This window comes from Streptomyces sp. NPDC056061, from assembly GCF_042266885.1.
Classification (GTDB): Bacteria; Actinomycetota; Actinomycetes; order Streptomycetales; family Streptomycetaceae; genus Streptomyces.
Genome location: NZ_JBHJWQ010000020.1, coordinates 120,050 through 138,948, shown reverse-complemented (window position 1 = coordinate 138,948; position 18,899 = coordinate 120,050). Strand labels below are relative to the sequence as shown.

Genomic DNA, 18,899 nt, shown 5'->3' with positions numbered 1-18,899 from the left:
GTGCCGCAGGTGCCGGTTCACTGCCCCACGTGTCCCGGGTGAAGCACCTTGCTGTACAGCACCGAGCCGCCCTGGGCACGCAACCGCACGGTCATCTCGCCGCTGCCGCCGTCGATGTCGACCTCGCCGAAGTACTGCGGCGACTCCATCGGCGAGACGTTCGCCCGCTCGGGCGCCCGCACGAAGACCTGGTCGGGACCGAACGTCGCGTCGAGCGCACTGGCCGGGAACTGACCGGCTGCCAGCGGTCCCGACACGAACTCCCAGAACGGTGCGAAGTCCTTGAAGGCCGCCCGTTCGGGCTCGTAGTGCTGGGCCGACGTGTAGTGCACGTCGGCCGTCAGCCAGACCGTGCCGGTGATCCGCCGGTGCTTGATGTACCGGAGCAACTCCGCGATCTGGAGCTCCCGTCCCAACGGTGCCCCGGGGTCGCCCTGGGCCACCGCCTCGAAGTCGGTGGCTCCGTCGGTGACCACCAGACCCAGCGGCATGTCGGCGGCGATCACCTTCCACACCGCGCGGGACCGCGACAGTTCGCGTGTGAGCCAGCGGAGTTGCTCGGCACCGAGGATGCCGGTCGTGTCGTCGGCCTGCCGGCCCGGGGAGTTGGCGTTGCGGAAGGAGCGCATGTCCAGGACGAAGACGTCGAGCAGCGGCCCGTGACGCACCACGCGGTGCATCCGGCCCCCGCCGGAGGAGCCGTGCAGGGTGGACACCGGGAAGTATTCGCGAAACGCCCGCACCGAACGGGACGCCAGCACGTCGACGTCCTTCTCCGTGTAGCGGGAGTCGTCGAGGATCTGCCCGGGGTACCAGTTGTTGCGCACCTCGTGGTCGTCCCACTGGACGATCGAGGGCACCTGCGCGTTGAACCGGCGGAGATTGGCATCGAGGAGGTTGTACCGGAAGTTGCCGCGGAACTCGGCCAGGGTCTCCGCGACCTTCGACTTCTCCTCGGTGGTGACATTGCGCCAGACCCGTCCGTCGGGCAGCGTCACGCTGGGTTCGATCACCCCGTCCGCGTAGATGTTGTCGCCGCTGCACAGGAAGAAGTCCGGGTCCAGACGACGCATCTCCTCGTACACCGCGTAGCCGCCGATGTCCGGATTGATGCCCCAGCCCTGGCCCGCGATGTCGCCGGACCACAGGAAACGCACGCCGTCCCGCCGCCGGGCGGGGGCGGTCCGGAACGTCCCGCGCACCGGCTCGCCGGTGCGGCGGGGGTCCGCGGCGTCGGCCAGCGTCACCCGGTAGTGCACCTGCTCGCCCGGCGGCAGCCGGTACAGCGCCGTGGTCCCGGTGAAGTCGGTGGCGGGACCGACCAACGGGCCGTGCCAGGTCCGGGCCCGGCGGAAGGACTCGGTGGCCGACGTCTCCACGATCATCCTGGCCGGACGGTCCGAGCGGACCCAGACCAGCGCCGACGAGGCCGTGACGTCGCCCACCTGCACGCCCCATGCGGCGCGGGGCCGGCCGGAGAGCGCGAAGGCGGGCGCCGCGGCACCCGCGAGCGGCAGCGAGAGCGCGGCCGACGCGGCGAGGGAGCCACGCAGCACACCGCGACGGTCGAGGGACGGAATGCGGGCGCGGTGGGGCATCGGTGTCTCCAGAGGCAGTGCGTCGGCGGACGAGGGGCACGACCGGGTCGGCCGCCCCCACCCTCGTGCCCCTCGACGGCGCGCACACCAACCGGAGATGAACACCCGGTTCGGCCCGGTGCCCCGCCGCCCGGTCCGGACCCGGGACGTCCGGGCGGGAGCCGCTGGACACGGGGCGGTGCGTCGGCTGGGATGGGCGGGTGACAGCCGATACCGCCGCCGATGTCTTCGAGAGTCACCGTTCCGTGCTCACCGGGGTCGCCTACCGCATGCTGGGCCGGATCGTCGACGCCGAGGACGTGGTGCAGGAGGCATGGCTGCGTTGGTCCTCCGCGTCGCGCGAGGACGTGCGGGAGCCGCGCGCCTACCTGGTGAGGGTCACCACGCGCCTGGCCCTCGACCGGTTGCGGCAGGTGCGGTCGCAGCGCGAGGCGTACGTCGGGCCCTGGTTGCCGGAACCCCTGGTCACCGACTTCGGTCCGGCCGTGCCCGACACGGCGGAGCGGGCCGTACTCGCCGATACGGTGTCGGTCGCCGTCCTCGTCGTGCTGGAGTCGTTGTCACCACTGGAACGGGCGGTCTTCGTCCTGCGCGAGGCGTTCGGTTTCCCGTACGCGGAGATCGCCGCGACCCTCGACCGGTCCGAGGCCGCCGTGCGCCAGCTCGCGGGCCGTGCGCGGCGCCACGTCGAGGAGGGAAGGACGCGCTTCGACGTCGATCCGGTCCAGCGGCGCGACCTCACGGACCGGTTCCTCGCGGCAGCGGCGGGCGGTGACATGGCGGATCTGCTGGAGATGCTCGCCCCCGACGTGCGGCTCGTCGGCGACAGCGGTGGGAAGGCGAAGGCGCCGCTGCGTGTCATCGAGGGGGCCGACAAGGTCGGCCGCTTCCTGTTCGCCGTCGCCCACGACAACATCCCGGACGCCGACGTCCGGGGCGTGGAACTCAACGGCGGCCCGGCCGTGCTCGTGCTGTCGGGCGGCAAGCCGGACTCCGTCATCCAGGTGGACATCGCGGAGGGACGCATCCAGCGCGTGTACATCGTGCGCAACCCGGACAAGCTCGTCGGTCTCGTCGATCTCGCAGGTCTTGTCGGCGAGTAGCCGGATCCGGTGATTCGGCGGCGCGCCCCGCCCGGCGGCCGTCGCCGCCGCTGGTGCGCCCGTGCCGTGCCCGCCCCGTCACCGATTCTTGCCGTCCCCGTCCCCGACCCCACGCAGGGCCCCGCCGCCGTCCGGCAGCGGGGCCCTTCTGCTGCGAACGGCTCACGGCACCACGAACGTCCTGTGAACGCTCTGCGGCAGGAGGCGATTTCGCTCCGTCACCGATGGAGGATTGGTCTTGACCAAGGTGGTGTCCCGTCTTATCGTCTGACCGTTAAGTCAGGAACCTTTAATAAAGAACGTCGCGGAATAGCCGCTGGGGCGAATGCGGAGGACAGGGTGGGGACCACGCAGCTGGAATCGGTGCAGGAGCCGAAGTACTGGCACCTCAAGACCGTGCTCAGTCAGGCACTCGACTCGGAGTTCGCGGTGGGCGAGATCCTGCCCAACGAGCGTGAGCTCGCCGCCCGGTTCGGAGTCGCTCGGGCCACGCTCCGGCAGGCCCTGGAGCAGCTCGAACTGGAAGGCAGGCTGCAACGCCGCCGGGGCGTGGGAACCACCGTCGCGCCGCCGCGCCTCGGGGTCGCGGTCTCCACGGCACAGGGGGACTGGGCGGGAAGCGGCGACGGCGAGACGTGGCAGCCCGTGGGCTGCACCACCGGGACCGCCCCCGCATCCGTGGCAACCGCGCTGGGCGTGGACGCCGACGAAGCGGTGCACATCGTCCGCCGGACCCGTGTCGCGCAGGGGCAGGCGGTGGCTGCGGAGTTGCTGTACGTCCCGTCGTCCTCCGTGCCCGAGCTCTCCGCGATCGACGCGTCCGCGGGCCCCGCCCGCGCCCGTGGCGTCCTGCGTGAACTGCATCGCCTCGGGCTCGACGGTCAGGACCGATCGGTGGAGCTCGGCTCGGCACGCGCGGACGACGCCAAGGAACTCGATCGGCTCCCCGGCGCCCCCGTTCTCGTCGTCACCACCCGCTACCTGGTCGCGGGCGGTATCGCGGCGCTCTCCGTCGCCACCTACCGGGCCGACACCTGCCGGCTCACCTTCGGCGACTCGGGCGACCTGGAGATCAGCCACCACGGCCAGCGGCGACAGGCATCCTGAACACGGCCGGGGCGCGGCGCAAGCGTTCGCCCCGCCCGCCCCGGAGCCCGTGTGAACGGCCCGTCGCCCTCAGCGACGGGCCGTCGCCGTTCCCTCCACCGCGAAGAGCTGCTCCTCGACATGGTCGAGAGCCAGTCGCAGGGCGCCCGTGGCCACCGCGGCCTCGCCGAGCAGCGACAGCGTCACGCGCGGCGGCCGGAGGCAGTAGCGGGCCAGCTCGTGGCGGAGCGGATCCAGCACACCGTCCAGCCCCGCGGCCCAGCCGCCGATCACCACGAGCTCCGGGTCCAGCGCCAGCACCAGCGCCGCGACATCGTGCACCAGACGCTGGATGAACCGCTCGACCGCCGCCTGCGCCCGCGCATCGCCGTGCCGGGCCTCCGCGAACACCGCGGCGACCGCGGCCTCGTCCAACGGATCCAACGGTGTGTCCGTCGTCGAGAGGAGCTTCTCCGGCGTGGCCTCGCGCCCCAGCAGGTGCAGCGCGCCGATCTCGCCCGCCGCACCGCCGTAACCGCGATGGAGCCGCCCTCCGATCAACGAACCGGCACCCGGACTCAGACCGGCCAGGACGAACACGACGTCGTCGGATTCGGTGGCCGCCCCCTTCCAGTGCTCCGCCACCGCCGCGGCATTGGCGTCGTTCTCCACGAGAACGGGGCAACGGAACGAACGCCTCAGCCGCTCACCCAGTGCCAGCCCCGTCCAGTCCGGCAACGCGGTACCCAGCCGCACGGTTCCGTCGGCCTCCACGATGCCGGGGCTGCCGACCCCGACGGCGCGCAGACTGCTCCGGGCCACGCCCGTCCGCCGCAGCACATCGGCCACCATGGCCCGGACCCTGTCGAGCCGGTCGTCTGCGCAGGCCGTCTCCGACACCGCACGCGAGCCGGCCCCGATGACCCGGCCGTCCAGCCCGGAGAGCAGGGCGGAAACCCGATGCGGACCGATCTCGATGCCGAGCAGATACCCCGCCTCGGCACGGAACCTGAAGCGGCGGGCCGGGCGCCCCTGACGGCGGGTCGCGCCGTTGTCGGGTTCCGCCTCGACGACCAGGCCGGCCTCGAAGAGCCCCTCCATGACGCCCTCGACCGTCGGTCGGGACAGACCCGTGATCCGGGTCAGGTCCGTGAGGGTGGGAGAGCCGGCGCCCCTGAGTGCATGCAGTACCACTGCGGAATTGATCCGTCGCAACAGCGACGGATCACCACCGGTCAGCTGCCCCACGGTGTTTCCTCCCAGCTCGTGCGCATGTCAGGCGGATGGTACTCGCTGGCCGGACGCGGGGCGACCGGAGGCCGGACGGGGAGCGCGGGGACGGCGGCGGTCGGCCGGGGCGGGAACCCGCAGTCGCACGCCGTGCTCCCCGCCGGCGTGCGACCCCCGCCCGTGGCGGAGGCGAAGGCCCTTCTCCCGCCGCCGGGTTGGAGGACATGACCGACGTCGGTGTTCCTCGTCACCGGCTCCGGCTCCCGTCCGGGGGACAGCCCCTTGCGCCGCGGTCACGTCGGCGTGCTGCCGCACGTGATGCCGAGGTGTGCACCGACCGCGTTCCGCAGCGGGAACCACGGCAACTGAACGACCCTCACATCGCGGGAGCCGAGGCGGATTGTCAGTGCTGGACGGTTTACTGACGGCATGACCACGGCACACCACCTCCGTCTCATCGACGGGATGCGCACCCGGGCATTCCCTGCGGAGCGCATCCTGTCGGACGCGGGAGTCAGCGGCCCCGGCTATCACACGGCGTTCCTGTACGCGGACATCGACCACCGGGACGACGAGGCAGCACGGCTGGAACACCGTGCCCAGTGCCTCGCGGAGCACGACGCGTTGCTCACGCTGCTTTCGAGCCGCTGGGGCGAGCCGCAGATGATCAGCCTGTGGAGTGCGCAGGAGCGCATGACGGCCGGTGAGGAGATCTCGGAGGCATGGGCAGGGACGGTCGAGGGTTGTGAGTTCCTCCGGCTCTGGCGGATCGGGGGCCGGTGGATCGCCCTGGGCCTCTGCGCGGCGGAGGAGGGGCCGGGTTGCGAGCTGAGCGTCGTGGTGACGGAGATCGATCCGCCGTGAGGTGACGGTCGACGCGCTGTGGCGGGGCGCCGTGGACCGCGCGTCGCGTCCGTGCTCCGGGGCCGTCCGCTCCGGTCTGCCCCTCGCCGGAGGGCACCCGACTCCTCAGCCGGTGACGTCGATGTCCTGCTCGACGGCTGAGCGGAGCCGGGCGAACTCCTCCGCCATCGTCCGAACCGTCCAGTGGGCGTTGAGACCGCTGGGGTTGGGAAGAGCCCAGACCCGGGCACCGCCGACCGTGTGGTCCTGTGGCCCGATCCGGGCAGTTCGTCTCCCGAACGCCGTGCGGTAGGCGGTGATCCCCACAACCGCCAGCCACTGCGGTTGCCACAGCTCGGCCTTGGCCGCCAGTGCGCCGCCGCCCTCGCGGAACTCCTCGGCGGACAGCTCGTCCGCCCGAGCGGTGGCCCGGGCCACCACGTTGGTGATGCCCAGGCCGTGGCGCAGCAGCTCGGCCTGCTCCGCCGGCCTCAGTTGCCTGGGCGTGAATCCCGACTGGTGCAGGACGGGCCAGAAACGGTTGCCGGGGTGCGCGAAGTGGTGTCCGGTCGCCCCGGTCGTCAGGCTCGGGTTGATTCCGCAGAACAGCACGCGCAGACCGCCCGCGATCACATCGGGAACGATGCGGTCGCGGGCGGCCCCGAGTTCCTCGGGCGTCATCGGCGGCGACGGTCGGCCGTCAGAGGATGGAGCCCGGCGTGTACCCGGCCGCCTCGGGGTGCTGCTTGACGATCTCCTCGATACGGGAGACCACGGCGGTGACCTGATCGCCCGCCGCCCCCGTGAAAGAGAGCTTGTCGGCCATCAGCGCGTCCAGCTGCGACCGGTCGAGCGGGATGCGGTCGTCGGCGGCCAGCTTGTCGAGCAGTTCGTTGCGCTCGGCGCCCTGTTCGCGCATGGCCAGGGCCGAGGCGACGGCGTTCTCCTTGATGGCCTCGTGGGCGACCTCACGGCCGACACCGGCACGGACCGCGCCCATCAGGACCTTGGTGGTGGCCAGGAACGGCAGGTAGCGGTCGAGTTCGCGGGCGACGACGGCCGGGAACGCCCCGAACTCGTCGAGCACCGTCAGGAAGGTCTCCAGCAGGCCGTCGAACGCGAAGAACGCGTCCGGCAGTGCCACCCGGCGGACCACCGAGCACGAGACGTCGCCCTCGTTCCACTGGTCGCCCGCCAGTTCGCCGGTCATCGACGCGTAGCCCCGAAGGATCACCGTCAGGCCGTTGACGCGCTCGCAGGACCGGGTGTTCATCTTGTGCGGCATCGCGGACGAGCCGACCTGGCCCGGCTTGAAGCCCTCGGTGACCAGTTCGTGCCCGGCCATGAGGCGGATGGTCTTGGCGAGGGACGAGGGTGCGGCGGCCAGCTGGACGAGCGCCGTCACCACGTCGTAGTCGAGGGAGCGCGGGTAGACCTGGCCGACGGAGGTGAAGGCGTGCCCGAAGCCGAGGTGCGCGGCGATGCGTCGTTCGAGGTCGGCGAGGTTCGCGGAGTCGCCGCCCAGCAGGTCGAGCATGTCCTGCGCCGTGCCCACCGGGCCCTTGATGCCGCGCAGCGGGTAGCGGCCCAGCAGGTCCTCGAGCCGCCCGTAGGCCACCAGGAGCTCGTCGGCGGCGGTCGCGAACCGCTTGCCGAGCGTGGTCGCCTGCGCGGCGACGTTGTGGGAGCGGCCGGCCATGACCAGCTCGCGGTACTCGGCCGCCAGCTTGCCCAGGCGGGCCAGCACCGCCACCGTGCGGTCGCGCATGAGCTCCAGGGAGAGCCGGATCTGGAGCTGCTCGACGTTCTCGGTGAGGTCCCGGGAGGTCATGCCCTTGTGGACCTGCTCATGGCCGGCGAGGGCGTTGAACTCCTCGATCCGGGCCTTGACGTCGTGGCGGGTGACCTTCTCGCGCTCGGCGATCGAGGCCAGGTCGACCTGGTCGAGGACGCGTTCGTAGTCGGCGAGGGCGGCGTCCGGAACGTCGATCCCGAGGTCCTTCTGCGCACGCAGCACCGCCAGCCACAGCCGGCGCTCCAGCTTCACCTTCTGTTCGGGGGACCAGAGGACGGCCAGCTCCGTGGAGGCGTAGCGGCCGGCCAGGACATTGGGGATGCGAGGCTTCGCAGACACAGCAGTCACGTGGCCAGAGTTTACCTGCCGTTCTCGGCGGCCCGTGAGCGTCCACGAGGTCCGGAGGCCCAGGTCAGAGGCCCCTGGGCCACCGTCTCGGGCCCGGCATGCGAGACATGCGCGATGCGGAGCGGCCCCGGGCCGGTGGTCCGGGCATCACCGGGGCCCCGGACCGAGACCTTTTCCGGCCGGGGGAGCGGCACCGCGGCCGGGCCCATGGGGGCGCTACGGGTGCGCGGGCGGGTCCACCCGGCGCCACGTCGCCACCGGGCCGGGGTCGTGGGCGTCGACGGGGGTGACCCAGAACGCCTGTCCCCGTTCGGCGCTGTACTGGGCGCCCGTACGTCCGTCCCCGGAGGATCGGCCGGTCAGCCGACGGCCGATCCACGGCAGGAGGTGTCGGCGGGCGAACCGGAGATCGGCGACACGTCGCACCGCCCAGTTCGGCGGAACGGCGCTCGGCAGCGATGCCCGCCAGTCGCTCTTCGGGGGCAGGCCCAGCGTCTGCCAGACCGCCTCCGCGACCCGACGATGCCCGTCGGCCGTCAGGTGCAGCCGGTCGACGTCCCACAGGCGGGGATCCCCCAGAGCCGGTGCCCCGTACAGATCGACGACCGCCGCATCGTGGCGTGCCGCCAACTCGTCCACCAGGGAGAACAGCTCCTCCATGCGTGGACGGAAACGTTCCATCACCGGACCGTTGCGGCCGGGGCTGCGCATCAGTACGAGCTTCCCGCACGAGGGGGCGAGACGTTCCACCGCCTCTTCGAGCCGGGCGCGGACCATGCCCATGTCGCACGAGGGCCGCAGGGCGTCGTTGAGACCGCCGACGAGCGTCACGACATCCGCACGCATCGCGACCGCCGCGTCGACCTGTTCCTCCACGATCTGGCCGATCAGCTTGCCCCGCACCGCCAGGTTCGCGTACCGGAAGCCCGGAGTACGGGACGCCAGCCGACCGGCGAGAACATCGGCCCAGCCCCGGTAGGAACCGTCGGGAAGCAGGTCCGACATGCCCTCGGTGAACGAGTCGCCGACCGCGACCAGACTGGTGTAAGAGGCATTCGTTTCCATGGCCGGGCGATCGTATCGTGAGGCGGACCCGGCCCTTCCCGGACGACCGCGGCTTCCCCGGAGCTCTCCTGCCCCGTCCCGGCGCCCCCGGGGCCGGGACGCGGTCGGTTCCCGCGGCCCGGCGTCGTCCGTCTCACTGTGTCTGTGCCCGTCCCACGAGTTCGCGCAGCACGTCCTCCATCGTGACCATGCCCGCCAGCCGGCCGTCCTCGTCGAGCACCGCCGCCAGGTGCGTGCGGCTGCGCCTCAGCGCGGTGAGGACGTCGTCGAGCGGTGTGACGGCCCGTACGCGGGCGATCGGTCGCATCGCGGTCACGGGGAACGGAAGGTCGCGCGGACTGGCGTCCAGGGCGTCCTTCACATGGAGGTAGCCCAGGATCCGCCCCTCGCTGTCCATCACCGGAAAGCGCGAGAAGCCCGTCTCGTACGACAGCTGTTCCAACTGCTCCGGCGTCGTCCCGATCCGGGTGTACGTCACCCGGTCCACCGGCAGGGCCACGTCCCGCACCGGGCGGCGGCCCAGTTCCAGCGCGTGGCGCAGTCGCTCGGCCGCCCGGTCGTCGACGAGCCCGGCATCCCCGGCATCCTTCACCAGCCGGGCCAGTTCGTCGTCGGAGAACGTGGCCGCCACTTCGTCCTTCGCCTCGACCCGCATGAGTCGCAGCAGGCCGTTGGCGAAGGCGTTGACGGTGAAGATCACCGGTCGCAGGGCCCGGGCGAGGGCCACCAGCGGGGGCCCGAGCAGCAGGGCCGCCCGTACGGGCTCGGCCAGGGCGATGTTCTTCGGCACCATCTCGCCGAGCAACATGTGCAGATACGTCGCGACGGACAGCGCGATCACGAACGAGATCGGGTGGATCAGTCCGTGGGGCACACCCACCGAGTCGAAGACGGGCTCCAGCAGATGCGCGATGGCCGGTTCGGCGACGACGCCGAGGACCAGGGTGCAGAGCGTGATGCCCAGCTGCGCCGCGGCGAGCAGCGCCGATACGTGTTCCAGGCCCCAGATGACGCTTCGGGCACGCCGGTCGCCGGACTCGGCCTCCGGTTCGATCTGACTGCGGCGCACGGAGATCAGGGCGAATTCCGCGCCGACGAAGAAGGCGTTGACGACCAGGGTCATCAGTCCGATGAAAAGCTGGACGGCGGTCAACGTGCGTCCTCCGTCCGTTCGTCGTCCTCGCCCGGCAGGGGCGCGTGCAGCAGGGCCCGTGCGGCGCGGCGCCCGGAGGCGTCCACGACGTGGAGCCGCCAGCCGGCCAGCTCGACCGAGTCGCCCACGACCGGAATGCGCCCGACCTCGGTGGCGATCAGCCCGGCGAGCGTCTCGTACGGCCCGTCCGGAACGCGCAGCCCGATCCTCTTCAGCTGGTCGAGGCGGGCGGCGCCGTCGGCGGACCAGAGGGTCCGTCCGTCGGCGTCCTCACCGGCCGGTGCCAGGTCCGGGGTCTCGTGCGGGTCGTGCTCGTCGCGCACTTCGCCGACGACCTCCTCGACGATGTCCTCCAGGGTCACCACGCCGGCCGTGCCGCCGTACTCGTCGATCACGACGGCCATCGCGAGCTTGCCCGACAACCGGTCCAGGAGCCGGTCCACCGTGAGGGTCTCCGGTACGAGCAGCGGCTCGCGCAGCATCTGCGCGACGCGCGTACGGGGCCGTTGTTCGGCGGGGACGGCCAGGACGTCCTTGATGTGGGCCACACCGACGACGGTGTCGAGGCTCCCCCGGTAGACGGGGAACCGGGACAGCCCGGTCGCGCGGGTGGCGTTCGCGACGTCCTCGGCGGTGGCCTGCACGTCGAGTGCCGTGACCTGCACGCGTGGCGTCATGACGTTCTCCGCCGTGAGTTCCGCGAGGTTGAGGGTGCGGACGAACAGCTCGGCGGTGTCCGCCTCCAGGGCGCCCTCCTTCGCGGAGTGCCGGGCCAGTGCCACCAGCTCCTGCGGGCCGCGGGCGGAGGCCAGCTCCTCGGCGGGCTCCAGGCCGAAGCGGCGCACGATGCGGTTCGCGGTGTTGTTGAGGTGGCTGATGAACGGCCGGAACACGGCGGTGAAGGCCCGCTGCGGGGTCGCCACGGCCTTGGCCATCGACAGCGGCGAGGAGATCGCCCAGTTCTTCGGGACGAGCTCGCCGACGACCATCAGGAACACCGTGGACAGCGCGGTTCCCAGGACGAGGGCCACGGACGACGCCACGCTCGGGGGCAGGCCCACGGCCTCCACCGGCCCGCGGATCAGCTTCGCGATGGACGGCTCGGAGAGCATGCCGACCACCAGGTTGGTGACCGTGATGCCGAGCTGTGCACCGGACAGCTGGAAGGTGAGACTGCGCACGGCTTTCATGGCGCTCGCCGCACCGCGCTCGCCGCGCTCGACCGCACGTTCGAGCTGGCCGCGCTCGACCGTCGTCAACGAGAACTCGGCGGCGACGAAGGCGCCGCACGCGAGCGAGAGCAGTACCGCGACGAGCAGCAGGAGCACTTCGGTCATCGGTTCACCTCCGTCCCAGGATCGGGCAGGGACGGGTGGGTCGCCCGATATCGGTCATGTCTGCTACTGGGGGGCTCGCCCATGGGCGGACGCTCACACCTTTCGGCCGGAGGATCGGTCGGGAGACTCCATGGTAAAGGATCGGCAAAGTCGGTAGCTTCTGCGGGTAATCGTCTGCGCCCCGCGAGGGCCGGGGGTGCGGGCGCCCGGCCCTCGCGGGGCGCCGGGGGCCTCCTCTTGCCGGTGCTAGCGCATCGACGCTAGCGTGTTGCTCGTGCCCAAGACACAGCTGAACGTGAGAGTCGACGAGGCCACCGCCGAAGCCGCGCGCCGACGTGCGCTGCAGAGGGGGATGAGCGTGAACCGCTACATAGAAGAGCTCGTGAAGCAGGACGCCGGGCAGGTGGGACATACATTCGTCGAAGCCGCGGCCGACTTCATGAAGCAGTACGAGTCGGTGTTCGCCGAGGAGTTCGGCACGGAGCGCAGAGGCACGCGTTGAACCTTCGGATCGACCTCGCCTGGCTGCTCATGGTGGCCGAGCACAAGACACCCGGCGATCCGCAGGTCGCCGACTGGGGTGCGCTCGTGGCCGCGGTGGCCCGCCACGAGGCCGAGATCTTCGGCAGCCCCGTCTACAGCGACCCGCACACCAGGGCCGCGGCCCTGCTGCAACAGCTCCTGCACGTTCCCGCACTCGAACACTCCAATGCGATGTTCTCCTCCGCCGTCGCGTACGGCTATCTCGTCGCGTCCGGGCTGAGGGTCGTCACCTCCCCGGAGCAGGTGCGCGACCTCGCCCGACTGGTGAAGCAGGACAAGGCGGACGTCCGGACCATCGCCGACGAGCTGCGCCAGTGGAGCCTCTGAGGGCCCGCCCGGTGCGCGAGTCCCGGCGCGGGGTGCGCACCGCGCGGTGAGGGGTGTGTCCGCCCCTCACCGGTCGGGCCGGGGCGGGAGCCCCACGTCGCTCATCCGAGGTCACCGCCCAGTTCCGTCGCCAGCCAACTCCTCGACGCCGTACGGAAATCGGCGGGCTTCAGCGACCCCGCGCCCGCCGGTACCGCACCCAGCAGCGGGACCCCCGCCACCTCCGGCAGGTCCGCGAGATTGCAGCGCGCCGCGAGATCCGGCTCGGCGGGCATGCTGCCCACCACCGCACCGAGGCAGTCCAGCTGCCGGGCCCGCAGGGCCTCGGTGGTGAGCGCGGTGGCGTTGAGGGTGCCCAGCCCGGCCCTCGCCACGACCAGAACGGGCGCCGCCAGCAGCCGGGCCGCGTCGGCGAGGGTCGAACCCCCGTCGTCGAACCGCACCAGCAGCCCGCCCGCGCCCTCGACCAGCACCACATCGTGTTCGGCCGCCAGCTTCTCGGCGGTCTCGGCGATCTCGTGCGGCCGCACCGGCGGCAGACCGGCCCGGCGGGCGGCCGTCGCCGGTGCCAACGGCTCGGGGAACCGGGCAAGTTCCACTGCCGTCACATGGCCGCCCGCCAGCCGGGCCACCTCCGCCGCGTCCCCCGGCTCACCGGGGGCCAGGCCCGTCTGGGCGGGCTTGAGCACCGCGACCCTCCGGTCCCGCCACGCCGCCGCCACGGCAGCGGTCACGACGGTCTTGCCGACCTCCGTGTCCGTGCCCGTCACCACCAGAATCGTCATCTCAGCCCTCCCGCGCCGCGGCGCACACGGCACGGCAGATCCGCGCCACGTCGTCGTCCCCGGTCACATAAGGCGGCATGGTGTAGACGAGATCGCGGAACGGCCGCAGCCACACCCCTTCCCGCACCGCCGCACGCGTCGCGGCCGCCATGTCCACCTCGTGATCGAGCTGTACGACACCGATCGCGCCGAGCGTCCGCACGTCCCGGACGCCGGGCAGCCCGGCCGCGGGGGCCAGTCCCTCCCGCAGACCGGTCCCGATCCGCCCGACCTCCCGCTCCCAGTCCCCGCCCAGCAGCAGGTCGACGGAGGCGCACGCCACCGCGGCCGCGAGCGGATTGCCCATGAACGTCGGACCGTGCGCCAGCACCGGTACCTCGCCCCGCGAGATGCCCTCGGCCACCCGCGAGGTGCACAGCGTCGCGGCCATCGTCAGATAGCCGCCGGTCAGCGCCTTGCCCACGCACATCACGTCCGGCGACACCCCCGCGTGACCGGCGGCGAACAACCTCCCCGTGCGGCCGAATCCGGTGGCGATCTCGTCGAACACCAGCAGCACGTCGTGCGCGTCGCACGCCTCGCGCAGCGCCTTCAGGTAGCCCGGGGCGTGGAACCGCATCCCGCCCGCGCCCTGCACCACCGGCTCCACGATCACCGCGGCCAGCCGGTCGGCGTGCTTCGCGACGAGCTCCCACAGGTGATCCACGTATCCGGCGTCCGGCTCCGCGTCGAAGCCGGCCGGCGGAGCGTCCGCGAAGACCTGCCGGGGCAGAACACCCGACCACAGCTCGTGCATGCCGCCCTCGGGGTCGCACACCGACATTGGCTGCCAGGTGTCCCCGTGGTAGCCGCCGCGCCAGGTCATCAGCCGCTGTTTGGCGGGCCGACCGGCCGAGCGCCAGTACTGCAGGCACATCTTCACCGCGACCTCGACCGACACCGAACCCGAATCGGCGAGAAAGACGTGGCGCAGCGGCTCCGGGGTGATCTCCACCAGCCGGGCGGACAGCCGCACGGCCGGTTCATGGGTGAGTCCGCCGAACATCACATGGCTCATCCGGTCCAACTGCCCGCGCGCCGCCTCGTTGAGCACCGGGTGGTTGTAGCCGTGCACCGCCGACCACCACGACGACATGCCGTCGATCAGCTCGTGCCGGCCGTGGGCCGGTTCGGCCAGCCGGAGCCGTACCCCGGACGCGGACTCCACGACCAGCGGCTCCTGGCGTCCCGGCATCGGGCCGTACGGATGCCAGACGTGGGCCCGGTCCAGGGACCGCAGTTCGGCGGGGGACAGGGAAACGGACGCGGCGCGGGGGGGCTGCTCAGGCATTGGGGGCGAGATCCGTACCCGCTCCGCGGCGTCGGACCGCGACCAGATCCGGACGTGCGGCAGGCGCCTCCTCGGTGTCGGCGACGGCGTCGCCGGGCGCGCCGCCGCACGGCGCGCAGCCCCCGTCCGAGGTGCCGCAGCCGCCCTCCGACGACGCGCGATGGGCGGGCAGCGTCGTCGTGTCCGCACCCTCCACCTCGAAACCGGCATCCGTGATCATGTCCAGATCCGCCTGCCCCGTCTGTCCCTCACTGGTGAGGTAGTCACCCAGGAAGATCGAGTTGACCAGGTGCAGCGCCAGGGGCTGCATCGAGCGCAGGTGCACCTCGCGCCCGCCCGCGAGCCGCACCTCGACGTCGGGGCAGACGAACCGGACCATCGCCAGGATGCGCAGGCACCGCTGCGGCGTGAGGTTCCACTCCTTGGCCAGCGGCGTTCCCTCGAACGGGATCAGGAAGTTCACCGGCACCGAGTCCGGGTCCAGCTCGCGCAGCGAGAAGACGACGTCGACAAGATCGGTGTCGCTCTCGCCCATGCCGGCGATCAGCCCGGAGCAGGCGGAGAGCCCGGCGGCCTGCGCATGGCGCACGGTGTCGACCCGGTCCGCGTAGGTGTGGGTGGAGGTGATGGTCCCGTACGTCCCCTCGGACGTGTTGAGGTTGTGGTTGTACGCGTCGGCGCCCGCCGAGCGCAGCCGCTCGGCCTGCCCGTCGGACAGCAGACCGAGGCAGGCACACACCTCGACGCCCTCGTTCTGCTCCTTGATGGTTTCGATGGTCTCCGAGACGCGGTCGACATCGCGGTCCGTCGGGCCGCGGCCGCTCGCCACCAGGCACACCCGCTTGGCGCCCCCCGCCACCCCGGCCGCTGCGGCCTTCGACGCCTCATCCGGTTTCAGCCAGGTGTACTTGAGGATCCCGGCCTGCGAACCGAGCCGCTGCGAGCAGTACGAGCAGTCCTCCGGACAGAGCCCCGACTTCAGATTGACCAGGTAGTTCAGCTTCACACGCCGCCCGAACCACTGACGGCGCACCTTTCCGGCCGCGGCCACCACGTCGAGCAGGTCGTCGTCCGAGGTCGCCAGCACGGCGAGAGCTTCTTCGCGGGTCGGCAGCTCGCGCCGCAGCCCCTTGTCCACCAGCGTGTTCAGGAGGTCCATGACGTCGATCCTGGACCACGACGCACCTGGTAGCCAAGGAGGAACCGGACAACAGAGCCCGGGAAGGGTGTGGGTATCGCCACACCGCGACCTGCGGTGCTCCCGGATAGGGTCTGTGAACTGCCTACAAAGGGACCGCTCATGCCCTCCGCCCCGTTCGACTGGATCGACGACGCGGCGCGCCGCCGCGCGGCCGACGGACTCGTCCGTGTGCTGCGTCCCCGGCCCGCAGAGCCGGAACTCCTGGACCTCGCGAGCAACGACTACCTGGGCCTGACCCGGCACCCCGAGGTCACCGGGGCGGCGGCCGGGGCCGCACGGCGATGGGGCGGCGGCGCGACCGGATCGCGACTCGTCACCGGCTCCACGACGCTGCACGCCGAACTCGAACGCGAACTCGCGGAATTCTGCGGGTTCGAGGCCGCCCTGGTCTTCTCCTCGGGCTACGCCGCCAATCTCGCCGCACTCACCGCGCTCGCCGGGCGCGGTTCGCTGATCGTCTCGGACGCGGGCAACCACGCCTCGATCGTCGACGGCTGTCGGCTCTCCCGGGCGGAGACGTCCGTCGTCCCGCACGCGGACCCCGGAGCCGTACGCAAGACGCTGCGTGCGCACGGGGGACGCGCGCTCGTGGTCACCGACTCGGTCTTCTCGGTCGACGGCGACGCCGCACCACTGCCCCGGCTCGCCGAGGCGTGCCGGGCGCAGGGCGCCGCGCTCCTCGTCGACGACGCGCACGGCCTGGGCGTGCTCGGCCCGGGCGGCCGGGGTGCGCTCGCCGCCGCCGGAATCGCGGGCGACGGAGGAACCGTCGCCACGCTCACCCTCTCCAAGTCCCTGGGCAGCCAGGGCGGTGCGGTACTCGGTCCGTCCCGGGTCATCGAACACCTGGTCAACGCGGCCCGCACGTTCATCTTCGACACGGGCCTCGCCCCGGCCGCGGCGGGCGCCGCCCTCGGTGCCCTGCGGCTGCTCCGCCGCGAGCCGGAGCGCGCCGACCGGGCCCGTGCGGTCGCGACCGGGCTGTACGAGCGACTCGACGCGGTGGGCCTGAGAGCCGTGCGCCCGGACGCGGCAGTGGTCTCCGTGCGTGCCCCGTCGGCGGAGGCGGCGGTGCGCTGGGCGGCCGACTGCCGCGGGGCGGGGCTCGCGGTGGGTTGCTTCCGGCCGCCGTCGGTGCCGGACGGCGTGTCCCGGCTGCGGCTGACGGCACGGGCCGACCTGACGGAGGAGCAGATCGCCGCGGCGGTGGAGACCCTGCGGCGAACCGCCCCCGCCGTCAGCTGACCGGTTCCCGGCGCAGACCGGCGACGAACAGGGCCCAGGCCGACGCGGAGAACCGCAGCGGCGGTCTGGACACGCTCTTGGAGTCCCGCACGGCGAGCCGCCCCCCACCGAGCGGCGCGGCCTCCACGCAGTTGTTCATGCCCGTGCTGCGGCTGCTGCGCCGCCAACGCAACTCGTGCTGGGTGAGGCAGTCCGACATGCCGTCTCCTCCGGCGGTCCGGGGGTCAGTGACCGTCGCGGTCGATCGCGGTGATGAGGTCCAACGAGTGCTGCGGCGACAGCGCGTGGGACTGCATGGTGCGGAAGGCCGAGCTGTACGCCTCAAGGTCTTCTTTCCGCTCCAGATAGAGACTACTCGTCAAATGGTCAAGAACTACCACGTCCAGATCAGAAGTGTTCGGAAATGAGAAGATAATGAAAGGGCCGGTGAGGCCGGCGTATCCGCCGACCGAAAACGGAAGCAACTGGAGCTGTACATGGGGGAGTTGGGCCACCCGGGTCAGGTGGCGCAGCTGCTCCCTCATCACCCGGCGCCCGCCGACCTCGCGCCGCAGCACCGCCTCGTCCAGCACCGCGCTCAGCCGCAGCGGCGGATCCGTCCGCAGCACCCCCTGCCGGGTGAGACGCACCTCCACCAGGGAGTCGAGCTGACCGGCGGGCAACCCGCCCAGTGACGCCCGGGTCACCGCTCGCGCGTAGTCGGCGGTCTGGAGCAGCCCCGGAACCACCGAGGTCTCCAGCGTCCGCGCGGTGCGGGCCTGGGACTCCAGGCTGATGAAGTCGCGGTACTGGGGCGGAATCAGGCCGCGGTAGGCGTGCCACCATCCGGTGCCCCCGCCTCCCGCCGACCCGGCCAGCGTCTCCAGCAGCGTCCGGAGCTGCGCGTCGTCCACGCCGTACGCGTCCAGCAGCCGGGTCACGTCGTTCGGCCGCACCCCGCTCACGCCGGTCTCGATCCGGCTCACCTTCGACTGGTGCCAGCCGAGCATCCGTGCGGCGTCCCGACTGGTCAGTCCGGACACGTGGCGCAGACTCCGGAGTTCCTCCCCGAGCTTGCGGCGTCGTACCGCAGGGCCGTGCTGCATGCGCGGCCTCCCTCCCTCTCGTTCCGAGCGGACAGTGTGGCGCGCGCATCCGGCTTCCCGCGGCAGAGTTCACCGCATCGAGCGACAGATATATGCATATCTTGGTGGATCACCCTCACAGATGGCCGGATCGGTGGCAATCTGGCGCGAAGCGCAACCAGGGCCGGGCGTGTGCCGGTCCGGGTGGGAGAGGGGCGGCCGGCCATGGCGGATCATCAGGAAGCGGGCATCACCCTGCCGAGCGAGCCGGTCTCGGTCGCGGCCGCCCGGAAACACGTGGCGCGGGTGCTGGCCGAATGGGGCCTGGCGGCGGGCACGGAGCTTGCCGACGCGCTCCGGCTCATCGTGTCGGAGCTGGCGACCAACGCGGTCCAGCACACCCTCGGCCAGTCGCCCACCTTCACCGTGGAGCTGCGGCTGGAGCGGGAGGAGCTGCTGTTTCTCGGAGTGACGGACAGTCACCCGCGTCGGCCGCGTCGGCTGCCGGCCGCCGTGCAGCAGGACAACGGCAGGGGCATGGTGATCATCCGGATGCTGGCGAAGGAGCGCGGCGGACGGCTCGCCGTCACTCCGACCGCCGACGGCGGCAAGACGGTCCGGGTCGAGCTCCCGTGGGACGTCTCCGCGCGGGAGTGAACGGCCGTCCGGCCGCCCCGGGTGGGCGGACGCCGGTGTCGCCGTGGACGAGCGGTTGCCGAGGGCGTGCGAACCACCGGTGGTCCGGGGCCGGCCGGCCCCCGGCCCCCCGCCCGGGGGCGGCGGCCGCGGGCGGGGTATTCGCGCCGCGCCCCCAACTTGTGAACCCCCCCCACCCCCCCCCGCCAC

19 protein-coding genes are annotated in these 18,899 nt (G+C 72.0%); 7 read left to right on the top strand and 12 right to left on the bottom strand.

All coding sequences use genetic code 11. The features are described 5' to 3' along the window. Window positions 1-17: 17 nt before the first annotated feature. Window positions 18-1,598: an alkaline phosphatase D family protein gene (locus tag ACFC79_RS26025; RefSeq protein WP_376244361.1), complete on the bottom strand. Its 1,581-nt coding sequence runs from the start codon at window positions 1,596-1,598 to the stop codon at window positions 18-20. Between the two features lie 200 nt (window positions 1,599-1,798). Between ACFC79_RS26025 and ACFC79_RS26020 the strand changes: the two genes are divergently transcribed. After that, window positions 1,799-2,701: an RNA polymerase sigma-70 factor gene (locus ACFC79_RS26020; RefSeq protein WP_376244358.1), complete on the top strand. Its 903-nt coding sequence runs from the start codon at window positions 1,799-1,801 to the stop codon at window positions 2,699-2,701. A 339-nt stretch (window positions 2,702-3,040) separates the two neighbouring features. Continuing rightward, window positions 3,041-3,808 (top strand): GntR family transcriptional regulator, encoded by a 768-nt coding sequence (locus ACFC79_RS26015; protein ID WP_376244355.1) that lies wholly within the window; start codon window positions 3,041-3,043, stop codon window positions 3,806-3,808. Window positions 3,809-3,877: 69 nt separating this feature from the next. On the opposite strand, the gene ACFC79_RS26010 is transcribed toward ACFC79_RS26015, so the two are convergent. After that, window positions 3,878-5,035: an ROK family protein gene (locus ACFC79_RS26010; protein WP_376244352.1), complete on the bottom strand. Its 1,158-nt coding sequence runs from the start codon at window positions 5,033-5,035 to the stop codon at window positions 3,878-3,880. A 411-nt stretch (window positions 5,036-5,446) separates the two neighbouring features. Here ACFC79_RS26010 and ACFC79_RS26005 point away from each other — a divergent pair, with 411 nt between their 5' ends. Beyond that, complete coding sequence (locus ACFC79_RS26005) at window positions 5,447-5,881, top strand: hypothetical protein (protein WP_376244349.1); 435 nt, start codon at window positions 5,447-5,449, stop codon at window positions 5,879-5,881. A gap of 105 nt (window positions 5,882-5,986) precedes the next feature. On the opposite strand, the gene mug is transcribed toward ACFC79_RS26005, so the two are convergent. From mug to ACFC79_RS25980, 5 genes are all read right to left on the bottom strand, one after another. Then, a complete protein-coding gene (gene mug / locus ACFC79_RS26000; RefSeq protein ID WP_376244346.1) occupies window positions 5,987-6,541 on the bottom strand; it encodes a G/U mismatch-specific DNA glycosylase in 555 nt (184 codons plus the stop codon). A 19-nt stretch (window positions 6,542-6,560) separates the two neighbouring features. After that, window positions 6,561-8,003, bottom strand: a complete 1,443-nt coding sequence (gene purB / locus ACFC79_RS25995) for an adenylosuccinate lyase (RefSeq protein ID WP_376244343.1) — start codon at window positions 8,001-8,003, stop codon at window positions 6,561-6,563. Window positions 8,004-8,219: 216 nt separating this feature from the next. Continuing rightward, entirely contained in the window at window positions 8,220-9,068 is an 849-nt protein-coding gene (locus ACFC79_RS25990) for an SGNH/GDSL hydrolase family protein (protein WP_376244341.1), read from the bottom strand. A gap of 133 nt (window positions 9,069-9,201) precedes the next feature. After that, entirely contained in the window at window positions 9,202-10,221 is a 1,020-nt protein-coding gene (locus ACFC79_RS25985) for a hemolysin family protein (protein ID WP_376244338.1), read from the bottom strand. Next, a complete protein-coding gene (locus ACFC79_RS25980) occupies window positions 10,218-11,558 on the bottom strand; it encodes a hemolysin family protein (RefSeq protein ID WP_376244335.1) in 1,341 nt (446 codons plus the stop codon). Before ACFC79_RS25980 ends, ACFC79_RS25985 begins: the two co-directional genes overlap by 4 nt. A 274-nt stretch (window positions 11,559-11,832) precedes the next feature. Here ACFC79_RS25980 and ACFC79_RS25975 point away from each other — a divergent pair, with 274 nt between their 5' ends. Next, window positions 11,833-12,060: an antitoxin gene (locus ACFC79_RS25975; protein ID WP_376244333.1), complete on the top strand. Its 228-nt coding sequence runs from the start codon at window positions 11,833-11,835 to the stop codon at window positions 12,058-12,060. Further along, complete coding sequence (locus ACFC79_RS25970; protein ID WP_376244330.1) at window positions 12,057-12,428, top strand: fic family toxin-antitoxin system, toxin component; 372 nt, start codon at window positions 12,057-12,059, stop codon at window positions 12,426-12,428. The genes ACFC79_RS25975 and ACFC79_RS25970 overlap by 4 nt, the downstream gene beginning before the upstream one ends. A gap of 101 nt (window positions 12,429-12,529) precedes the next feature. Here ACFC79_RS25970 and bioD read toward each other — a convergent pair whose 3' ends face one another. Genes bioD through bioB form a run of 3 tightly spaced genes read right to left on the bottom strand, consistent with a single transcriptional unit; the run spans window position 12,530 to window position 15,702 of the window. After that, complete coding sequence (gene bioD / locus ACFC79_RS25965) at window positions 12,530-13,213, bottom strand: dethiobiotin synthase (RefSeq protein ID WP_376244328.1); 684 nt, start codon at window positions 13,211-13,213, stop codon at window positions 12,530-12,532. Between the two features lies 1 nt (window position 13,214). Then, window positions 13,215-14,543 carry an adenosylmethionine--8-amino-7-oxononanoate transaminase gene (locus tag ACFC79_RS25960; protein WP_376244326.1) on the bottom strand — a complete coding sequence of 443 codons (1,329 nt, stop codon included), beginning with the start codon at window positions 14,541-14,543 and terminating at the stop codon, window positions 13,215-13,217. Beyond that, window positions 14,536-15,702, bottom strand: coding sequence for a biotin synthase BioB (bioB, locus tag ACFC79_RS25955; RefSeq protein ID WP_376244323.1), 1,167 nt, complete (start codon window positions 15,700-15,702; stop codon window positions 14,536-14,538). The genes ACFC79_RS25960 and bioB overlap by 8 nt, the downstream gene beginning before the upstream one ends. 141 nt (window positions 15,703-15,843) lie before the next feature. Between bioB and ACFC79_RS25950 the strand changes: the two genes are divergently transcribed. Further along, window positions 15,844-16,989, top strand: a complete 1,146-nt coding sequence (locus ACFC79_RS25950; RefSeq protein WP_376244320.1) for an 8-amino-7-oxononanoate synthase — start codon at window positions 15,844-15,846, stop codon at window positions 16,987-16,989. Here the strand turns inward: ACFC79_RS25950 and ACFC79_RS25945 are convergent. Continuing rightward, window positions 16,982-17,188 carry a DUF397 domain-containing protein gene (locus ACFC79_RS25945; protein WP_376244318.1) on the bottom strand — a complete coding sequence of 69 codons (207 nt, stop codon included), beginning with the start codon at window positions 17,186-17,188 and terminating at the stop codon, window positions 16,982-16,984. The genes ACFC79_RS25950 and ACFC79_RS25945 overlap by 8 nt on opposite strands. 25 nt (window positions 17,189-17,213) lie before the next feature. Further along, the gene (locus tag ACFC79_RS25940; RefSeq protein ID WP_376244315.1) at window positions 17,214-18,074 is read right to left on the bottom strand and encodes a helix-turn-helix domain-containing protein; all 861 of its coding nucleotides are present in this window, start codon (window positions 18,072-18,074) and stop codon (window positions 17,214-17,216) included. Window positions 18,075-18,278: 204 nt separating this feature from the next. Here ACFC79_RS25940 and ACFC79_RS25935 point away from each other — a divergent pair, with 204 nt between their 5' ends. Continuing rightward, window positions 18,279-18,710 (top strand): ATP-binding protein, encoded by a 432-nt coding sequence (locus ACFC79_RS25935; protein WP_376244312.1) that lies wholly within the window; start codon window positions 18,279-18,281, stop codon window positions 18,708-18,710. The last annotated feature ends 189 nt before the right edge of the window (window positions 18,711-18,899 follow it).